We start from the raw sequence: 7,766 nt of genomic DNA, 5'->3' as shown, positions 1-7,766 counted from the left end.
CCCAGAAGGAGCCCGAGAAGTACCCCGAGCTCATCGTGCGCATCGCCGGCTACAGCGCCCACTTCGTGGACCTCAACAAGAAGACGCAGGACACCATCATCGCCCGCACCGTGCAGGAGCTTGGTACCTGAGCGCGCGGGGTCATATAATCGAGGTGTAAGCGTCTGGGCTCGATGAGCGAAGGGGGTAGTGGCATGACGGATTGGGAACAGATCCGCCAGCAATGGATCCAGGGGACCATCAGCAAGGGGCGCCGGGAGATGCCCGAGAAGGCCTGCGCCATGTGCAAGCACTTCCGGCAGAACTCCGCCTCGGCGGCGGGCGACGGGTATTGCGCGGTGATCAAGGATGGTGCGTTCAATAAGCCCGTCTTCGACAACACCGACGCGTCCGCGTGCGAGCAGTTCGCGGAGATCGACCGCATCCGGACGGACACCAGCGAGTTCATGTGGGATCCCCAGTTCCGTCCCCAGAGGCAGCTGCACGAGAAGTAGGGGGACGGCGAGGAAGCGCGCGAGGGACTTGCCTGGCAGAAGATGGTAGCCTGTCCCGAATGCGGCCACGCGGGTTCCCTGGGGGAATTCGCCTACGTAGCTCCGGCCTACGAGGTGGGGCCCACCTCCCTCAGGCGGTGCCCCACCTGCGGCGGGCTCTTCGTCGTGGACCATCTCGAGGCGGAGGAGAAGGAGCCCTCTTCCCCGCCCTGGGGCCTGAGCGACGTCTGGGGCAGGAAGTTCACCGGGAAGAAAAGGGAGGTATGAACCGTGGTCAAGTGCGAGAGCTGTGGATACGAGGGAGTGAAGTCGGAGTTCCGCTACCTCTACAACACCACCCTGGACGCGGAGACCGCCTACCGCGAGTGCCCCAAGTGCTACGGCTGGGTGGTGGTGAACGAGCTCGAGGAGGAGAGGGCGGAGAAGTCCCTGCAGAAGGAGAAGGGCTAGCCGCGCGCAAGGGGGACCATCGCCGTGGGGGCCGCGCCTGCCGCATGCGGCGCGGCCCCGCGCGGACGAGGGGAAGAGGAAAAGAGGGGGAGAGCACATGAGCCGGGAGGCCTTGATCACCAACATCCAGCGCTACTCCATAAACGACGGCCCGGGCATCCGCACCACCGTCTTCCTTAAGGGCTGCACGCTCAACTGCGCCTGGTGCCACAACCCGGAGTGCATCCACTTCTTCCCGGAGATCTACTGGAAGCAGTCCCTGTGCCGGCAGTGCGGCCGCTGCTTCGACGTCTGCCCCCAGGAGGCCATCCAGCCCCCCATCGCCCTGGGGCGGGAGGAGAACGCGCACTACTACAAGATCGACCTCTCCCGCTGCGACCGCTGCATGCGCTGCGTGGAGGCCTGCATCTACGGGGCCCTGAGCCGGGTGGGCGAGCCCAAGACGGTGGAGGAGGTGCTGGAGGAGGTGGAGCGGGACATGCCCTTCTACCTCAACTCCGGCGGGGGCATGACGGTGACCGGCGGGGAGCCCACCGCCTTCCCCGACTTCACGCGGGAGCTACTGCGCGGGGCTTGCGAGCGCGGCATCCACACCTGCCTGGACACCAGCGGCTTCTGCGAGTGGGAGGTGCTGGACTCCCTGCGCCCCTACACGAACATCTTCCTCTACGACATCAAGTGCCTGAGCGGCAAGCTGCACGTCATGCGCACGGGGGTGAACAACTCCCCCATCCTGGCCAACCTGCGCCGCCTGGCGGAGTGCGGCGAGGCGATCATCGTGCGCATCCCCGTCATCCCCGCCTTCAACGACTCCCCGGAGCACATGGAGAAGGTGGCGGACTTCCTGCGCGAGCTGGGGCCGTCCATCATGCGCGTGGACCTGCTCCCCTTCCACAACTGGTGCCAGGACAAGTACCGCTGGCTGGGGCGCGAGTGGGAGTACCGGGACGTGCAGAGCCTGCCGACGAGCGAGGTGGACGACCTCCTCGACATCATGGAGGAGCACGGCCTCAAGACCACCATCGGGGGATGAGGGAGCGAGGGACATGGGCCTTGCGGAGCAGGCGGGCTACGTCAACGACATCCAGTTCTATTCCCTGAGCGACGGCCCGGGGATCCGCACCACCGTCTTTCTGAAGGGCTGCCTCCTCAACTGCCGCTGGTGCCACAACCCGGAGGGCAACCGCCGCTTCCCCGAGGTCTTCCCCTACCAGAACAACTGCACCGGGTGCGGCCTCTGCCTGGAGGTCTGCCCGGCGGGGGCCATAGAGATGGCGGGGCCCTGCCGCCCCCGCATAAGAAGGGAGCGCTGCATCGACTGCTTCAGGTGCGCCGAGGCCTGCCCCGAGCAGGCCATGATCGTGTGGGGAAGGCTCATGACCGTGCAGGAGGTCATGGAGGAGGTGGAGCGGGACAAGGTCTTCTACAAGCACTCCGGCGGGGGCATGACCGTCTCCGGGGGGGAGCCCCTGGCCCAGCCGGAGTTCACGCGCTCCCTCTTCGCCGCGGCCAGGGAGAGGGGCATCAACACCGCCCTGGACACCTGCGGGTTCGCCCCCTGGGAGGTGCTCGAGCGGGTGCTCGAGGTCACCGACTACGTGCTCCTGGACATAAAGCACATGGACCCGGAGGCCCACCGCCGCCACTGCGGGGCCTCCAACGAGGCCATCCTGGAGAACGCGCGCAGGATGGCCGAGAGGGGTGTCCCCATGCGCCTGCGCCTGCCCCTCATCCCCGGCTTCAACGACGGCGAGGAGAACCTTTCCCGCAGCGCGGAGTTCGTGCGCGAGCTGGAGGGGATGGGACGGGAGCTGGAGGTGGACATCCTCCCCTACCATCCCTACGCGGGGGCCAAGTACCGCGTCTTCGGGCTGGACTACCCCCTGCCCCAGGGGGAGGGCTACCCGGAGGAGAGGCTGCGGGGGATCGTGGAGATCTTCACCGCGCGGGGCCTCACGGTGACCGTGGGGGGATGAGGGGAAGGGAAGAAGAAGAGCGAGAGAAGGATTAAAGGATAAGGAGGTGCGAGGATGAGCTGTGCGGACTGCAAGTGGTTCTTCCCCCTGGAGGAGGACCCCAGCCGGGGCGACTGCGTGCGCCGCGAATCGGACGGCAAGAGCGAGTACTACACCGCCAAGCCCCATAACGCCAACGACCCCGACTGCGAGAACTACGAGAAGAAGTAGCCTCCCCGCCGCCCGCCGCGGGCCGGCACCGTGCGGGGCGGCCCGCGCGGCGCGGGGTCTGGAGAAGGGGGACCCGCGCGCGAGCGCGCGTTCCCGGGGATCCCTGCAAGGGGGTGAAGGTATGAGGATCACCTGTGACCGCTGCGGCTACGAGGGGGAGGGCGAGGAGTTCCGCCACATCGGGAACGTGACGTGCTGCGGACCCCTCATCTTCCGGGAGTGCCCCAGCTGCCAGAACCCGGTCATCTGCGACCGCCAGGACATCAGGGCCGACGTGGAGGAGACGGCGAAGGAGACCTCCCGCCAGGTGGAGCTGGCCCTGGCCTGCGGGGACACCGCCCGCGCCCGGGAGCTCCTCAAGGACCTCTCCTTCCTCAACCAGTGCCTGAACCTGGACTCCGTCAACGACTACATCCGGGAGAGGAAGCGGGAGATCCGGCGCCTGGAGCGCGCCGCTTCGCAGTGAGGCCCGCGGCACGTAGGCGCTTGTCGACCACGAGACGCCGGCGGTTCCTGCGCGTTTCCAACATGCAGGATGTGCTTGCAGATAAGAGAATCCTTGATTTTGACGTTCCCTGACTTTGACGGCGACTCGTTAACCATGGAAAATGATGGGAGGCGTCAATCGTTTTCGTCCGCAACGGCACGATTTACGGATGGAGGTCGCGGCACCGGGGAAAAATCCGAGAAGGCGTGATCTTCATTGCAGGGGGACGTATCGCGTAAAACATCAGGCATGGTCCGGACAAAGGAGGTAAAAGATGTTCTCACCTGATAACCACCTTCTGGGAGGGGTCAGGATACTCGACCTGTCAACGGTGCTGGCCGGTCCCTACTGCACCATGATCCTGGGCGACCTGGGAGCGGAGATCATCAAGATAGAGAACCCCAAGGGTGGTGCCCTGGCGGGCGATTTCTCCCGCGTCCCCGCCCAATACCACGTGGGGGGCATCGGCGCTTACTTCCTGGCAATCAACCGCAACGAGAAAAGCCTGGCGCTGGACCTCACCACGGAGGAGGGCAGAAAGGTCTTCCACGACCTGGTCAAGGTCTCCGACGTGGTCTTCGACAATTCCCGCCCCACCGTGCTCGCCAAGATAGGCGCCGACTACGAGACGCTGCGCGAGATAAACCCCCGCATCATCTCCGCGTCGCTTTCCGGGTACGGACATACCGGCCCGGATTCCGAAAAACCCGCCTACGACATCGTCGTGCAGGCGCGGGGGGGCACCATGAGCCTCACCGGCGAGCCGGGGCGTCCTCCGGTACGCATGGGACTGGCCATGGGCGACCTGGCCGGTTCTCTTTTCGCGGCCATCGCCATCATCGCCGCTCTCTACAACCGCAACGTAACGGGCAAGGGGCGGCGCATCGACGTGGCCCTGCTGGACTGCCAGGTCTCCCTCCTCACCTACCTGGCGCAATATTACCTGGTGGGTGGCCTCGTCCCCGGTCCCCAGGGAAGCGGGCACGAGACACTTGTCCCCTATCATGCCTACAAGGCCAAGGACGGGTGGCTGGTGGTCGCCTGCCCCAACGAGAGGCACGCGCAGAACCTGCTCAGGGCCATCGGGCGCGAGGACCTTCTCGAGGACATGATGTGGAACAACGCCCCCACCCGCTTCAAGCGGCAGGACGAGGTCAACGCCTTCCTGATGGAGGTCTTCGAGAAGAAGACCCTGGCGGAATGGGCGGAGCTGCTCGATGCCTACCAGGTGCCCTGGGGCCCCGTGAACACCATCGACAAAGCCCTCTCCGATCCCCAGGTGCTCGCCAGGGAGATGGTGGTGGAGATCGAGCACGCGGCCACGGGCGAGAAATACAAGACCCTCGGCAACCCCATCAAGGCCTCCGACACCGTGCAGGAATTCCTTCCCGCCCCCATGCTGGGCCAGCACACCCGCCAGATACTCCGCGATTACCTCGGCTACGACGAGGAGCGCATCGAGGAGCTCTTCCGCGCGGAGATCGTCAAGGAGCAGACCCCGGAGGAACTGGAGGAGATCGACAGGATGTTCGTCTCCCTGCGGGACATGTTCCTCGGCAAGCACAACAAGGCCGAGGTAAAATAACGGACCGGGGCGTCTACGGCAGGCATTTGCGAAAAAGGGGGGCCAGCGCTCAACGGGCAGGCCCCCTTTTGGGCTCTGGTCATAAGCCGCTGAAAATGCTTTTTCCCGCAAGGTAAAGTACGTGGCGACAATGGCGGGTCCCTTCCCCGTTTCAGACGATGTTTTCCCTAGTCCGCGGGATCTTACATGAACGGAAAATCGCAATGCCGCCCGTCATGACGCGTGTTTTCGGAAGTATGAATGCGAGAAACCCCTTGTCCTTTCCTCAAAGGGCTGGTGGGGGCGCGAATGAACAGGGGGGTCTCGTCTTCCAGGGTCTCAATCGGATGGGCTGATCGAACAGCTTGACTGTAACGCGCCGATTACTTATATTTATTTTGAGTTTACTTGACAGCGTTGCTATATGGCAGAAGTGTCTTACCAGTAACCGGAGCAGTGAGAGCGAGCGCAAGCTTGCTTCCGGCGACGGAACAGCGATAACCGCAACGTTCACCGCAAGATCCGCATACGGGCAATGCGCTACGGGCTCAGCACGGCCAGTGGCGATATTCCATTCCCTGTCTTCGCAGTACGCCGGGAGATCGGGACACTGGAAGCAAGGGAATGGAGGAAGGGATACGGGCATCGCGATACCGTACGGATAGCCCGGTGTAGTTTTATGTGGCGAACACCAGGAGGACCAGGCTGTTGTCGTGAAGGAGGGGGTAAGAGATGGCGAGCGTAGAGACGAGAACCGTCGAGGAGATCGAGAAGAGCGGACAGTGGTGGTGGTGGGCGGAGCAGAAGCGCTCCAAGCGCCTTGACTACCTGCGCAAGGCGGTCTGGAAGAAAGGAGCCAAGGGCTCGGGGTACCAGCCCGGGGTGAAGGTGGACCTGGAGAGGGCCATCCTCTTCACCGAGGGGTTCCGCGAGCACCAGTACGAGCTTCCCATCACGGCATACGCATACGGCATGGCCAACATCTTCGACAATATCACCATCTTCATCCAGGACCACGCGCAGATCGTGGGTTACCTGGGTTCCCGCCCCCACACCATCATCTGGCACCCGGAGGTGCTCTTCCTCACCAACGAGGACCTCTACAACGACCGCACCGTCATCCCGGAGCCGGAGGAGGAGAGCCTGCGCATCATCCGGGAGATCTCCGATTACTGGAACGCCCGCATGGTCCTCAGCCTCTTCTCACCGGAGGACGTCATCAAGCTTGCCACCGGGATGATCGGGTGGGGGGTTCCGCATAACCGCATCGGCTACGCCACCAAGCAGTGGGACTACATGTTCCGGCTTGGCCTGGAGGGCATCATCGCGGAGATAGACGAGAAGATAGCGGAGGGTGAGGAGAAGCTCTACAGGGGGGTGCCCGAACCGGAGGACTGGGATTACCTGGAAAAGCTCGAGCGCTGGCGAGCCATGAAGGTGGTGCTCGAGGCGGTCATCCGCTGGGCGAGGCGCTACAGCCGCCTGGCCAGGATCATCGCCGAGAACTTCGAGAAGGACCCCAAGCGCAGGGAGGAGCTGCTGCGCATCGCCGAGGTCTGCGACAAGGTCCCGGCGCGGCCTCCCGAGCACCTGCACGAGTCCCTGCAGTTCGACCACTTCATCCAGATCGCCTGCCGCTACGAGGCCTGCGAGGGGGCCTGGCCGGCGCGCCCCGACTACTGGCACGGGCCCTTCTACGAGAAGGACGTGAACCAGGACAAGATCCTCACGCGCGAGGAGGCGCTGGACCTGGTGGGCGAGTTCCTCATCCGCTGCTACGAGGTGGGCTGGTTCTGGCTCATGATGGCCCGCGACACCCTGCAGGGCATCACCGGCACCTGGGTGTGGACCATAGGCGGCGTTAACGAGGACGGCACCGACGCCTGCAACGACATGACCGACTGCCTGCTGGAGGCGGCGCGCCTGGTGCGGGTGGCCAACCCCACCTTCGCCTTCCGCTACCACCCGGGCGTGCGCATGCAGACTCTCAGGCAGGTCTTCGAGTGCATAAGGCAGGGGCTGGGATATCCCTCCATGCGCAACGATCCCATCCTCATCACCAACGCCATGCACTGGCACAAGCATCCCCTGCGCGAGGCGCGGCGGTGGGTGCACCAGGCCTGCATGTCCCCCTGCCCGGACACCAAGCTGGGGGCCCAGCCCTTCCGCATGGCCAACGCCACCATCATCGCCGCCAAGGCCATCGAGTACGCCCTCTTCAACGGCTTCGACAACGTGCTGCAGATGCAGATGGGCCCCGAGACCGGCGACGCCAGCAAGTTCGAGACCTTCGAGGAGCTCTACCAGGCCTGGTACACGCAGGTGAAGTGGATGATGGACATGATGGCCAGGATGACGAGCAACGGGCGTATCGTCGCCTCCATGGGCACACCGCGTCCCCTGCTCTCCGGCCTCTACGAGAGGTGCGTGGAGGAGGGCGTGGATTCGGCTTACCCCAGCGAGCGCGGCAACTCCTGGATCACCTTCTTCGCCTGGATGGAGACGGGGGACAGCCTGGCGGCGGTCAAGAAGCTGGTCTTCGACGAGAAGAAGTACACCATGGCCCAGCTCATCGAGGCCCTCAA

Annotated in this window: 10 protein-coding genes; all 10 read left to right on the top strand. The window is 64.4% G+C overall.

What is annotated here, in order from left to right:
• Positions 1-131: hypothetical protein (locus H5T73_12685; GenBank protein MBC7248618.1), on the top strand; the 131-nt coding region annotated here is incomplete at its 5' end.
• Between the two features lie 63 nt (positions 132-194).
• Positions 195-494, top strand: coding sequence for a hypothetical protein (locus H5T73_12680; protein MBC7248617.1), 300 nt, complete (start codon positions 195-197; stop codon positions 492-494).
• A 42-nt stretch (positions 495-536) separates the two neighbouring features.
• Positions 537-761: a zf-TFIIB domain-containing protein gene (locus tag H5T73_12675; GenBank protein ID MBC7248616.1), complete on the top strand. Its 225-nt coding sequence runs from the start codon at positions 537-539 to the stop codon at positions 759-761.
• Between the two features lie 3 nt (positions 762-764).
• Positions 765-944, top strand: coding sequence for a hypothetical protein (locus H5T73_12670; protein ID MBC7248615.1), 180 nt, complete (start codon positions 765-767; stop codon positions 942-944).
• A gap of 97 nt (positions 945-1,041) precedes the next feature.
• Entirely contained in the window at positions 1,042-1,977 is a 936-nt protein-coding gene (locus H5T73_12665; GenBank protein MBC7248614.1) for a glycyl-radical enzyme activating protein, read from the top strand.
• A 13-nt stretch (positions 1,978-1,990) separates the two neighbouring features.
• Positions 1,991-2,920 carry a glycyl-radical enzyme activating protein gene (locus H5T73_12660; GenBank protein MBC7248613.1) on the top strand — a complete coding sequence of 310 codons (930 nt, stop codon included), beginning with the start codon at positions 1,991-1,993 and terminating at the stop codon, positions 2,918-2,920.
• Positions 2,921-2,974: 54 nt separating this feature from the next.
• Complete coding sequence (locus tag H5T73_12655) at positions 2,975-3,130, top strand: benzylsuccinate synthase gamma subunit family protein (GenBank protein ID MBC7248612.1); 156 nt, start codon at positions 2,975-2,977, stop codon at positions 3,128-3,130.
• A gap of 121 nt (positions 3,131-3,251) precedes the next feature.
• The gene (locus tag H5T73_12650; protein ID MBC7248611.1) at positions 3,252-3,596 is read left to right on the top strand and encodes a hypothetical protein; all 345 of its coding nucleotides are present in this window, start codon (positions 3,252-3,254) and stop codon (positions 3,594-3,596) included.
• A gap of 295 nt (positions 3,597-3,891) precedes the next feature.
• Positions 3,892-5,202 carry a CoA transferase gene (locus tag H5T73_12645; protein ID MBC7248610.1) on the top strand — a complete coding sequence of 437 codons (1,311 nt, stop codon included), beginning with the start codon at positions 3,892-3,894 and terminating at the stop codon, positions 5,200-5,202.
• A 711-nt stretch (positions 5,203-5,913) separates the two neighbouring features.
• On the top strand, positions 5,914-7,766 hold a 1,853-nt coding region (locus tag H5T73_12640; protein ID MBC7248609.1), incomplete at its 3' end, for a formate acetyltransferase.

Source organism: Actinomycetota bacterium (genome assembly GCA_014360655.1).
Classification (GTDB): Bacteria; Actinomycetota; Geothermincolia; order Geothermincolales; family RBG-13-55-18; genus JACIXC01.
This window is presented reverse-complemented; position numbering and strand designations above follow the sequence as displayed.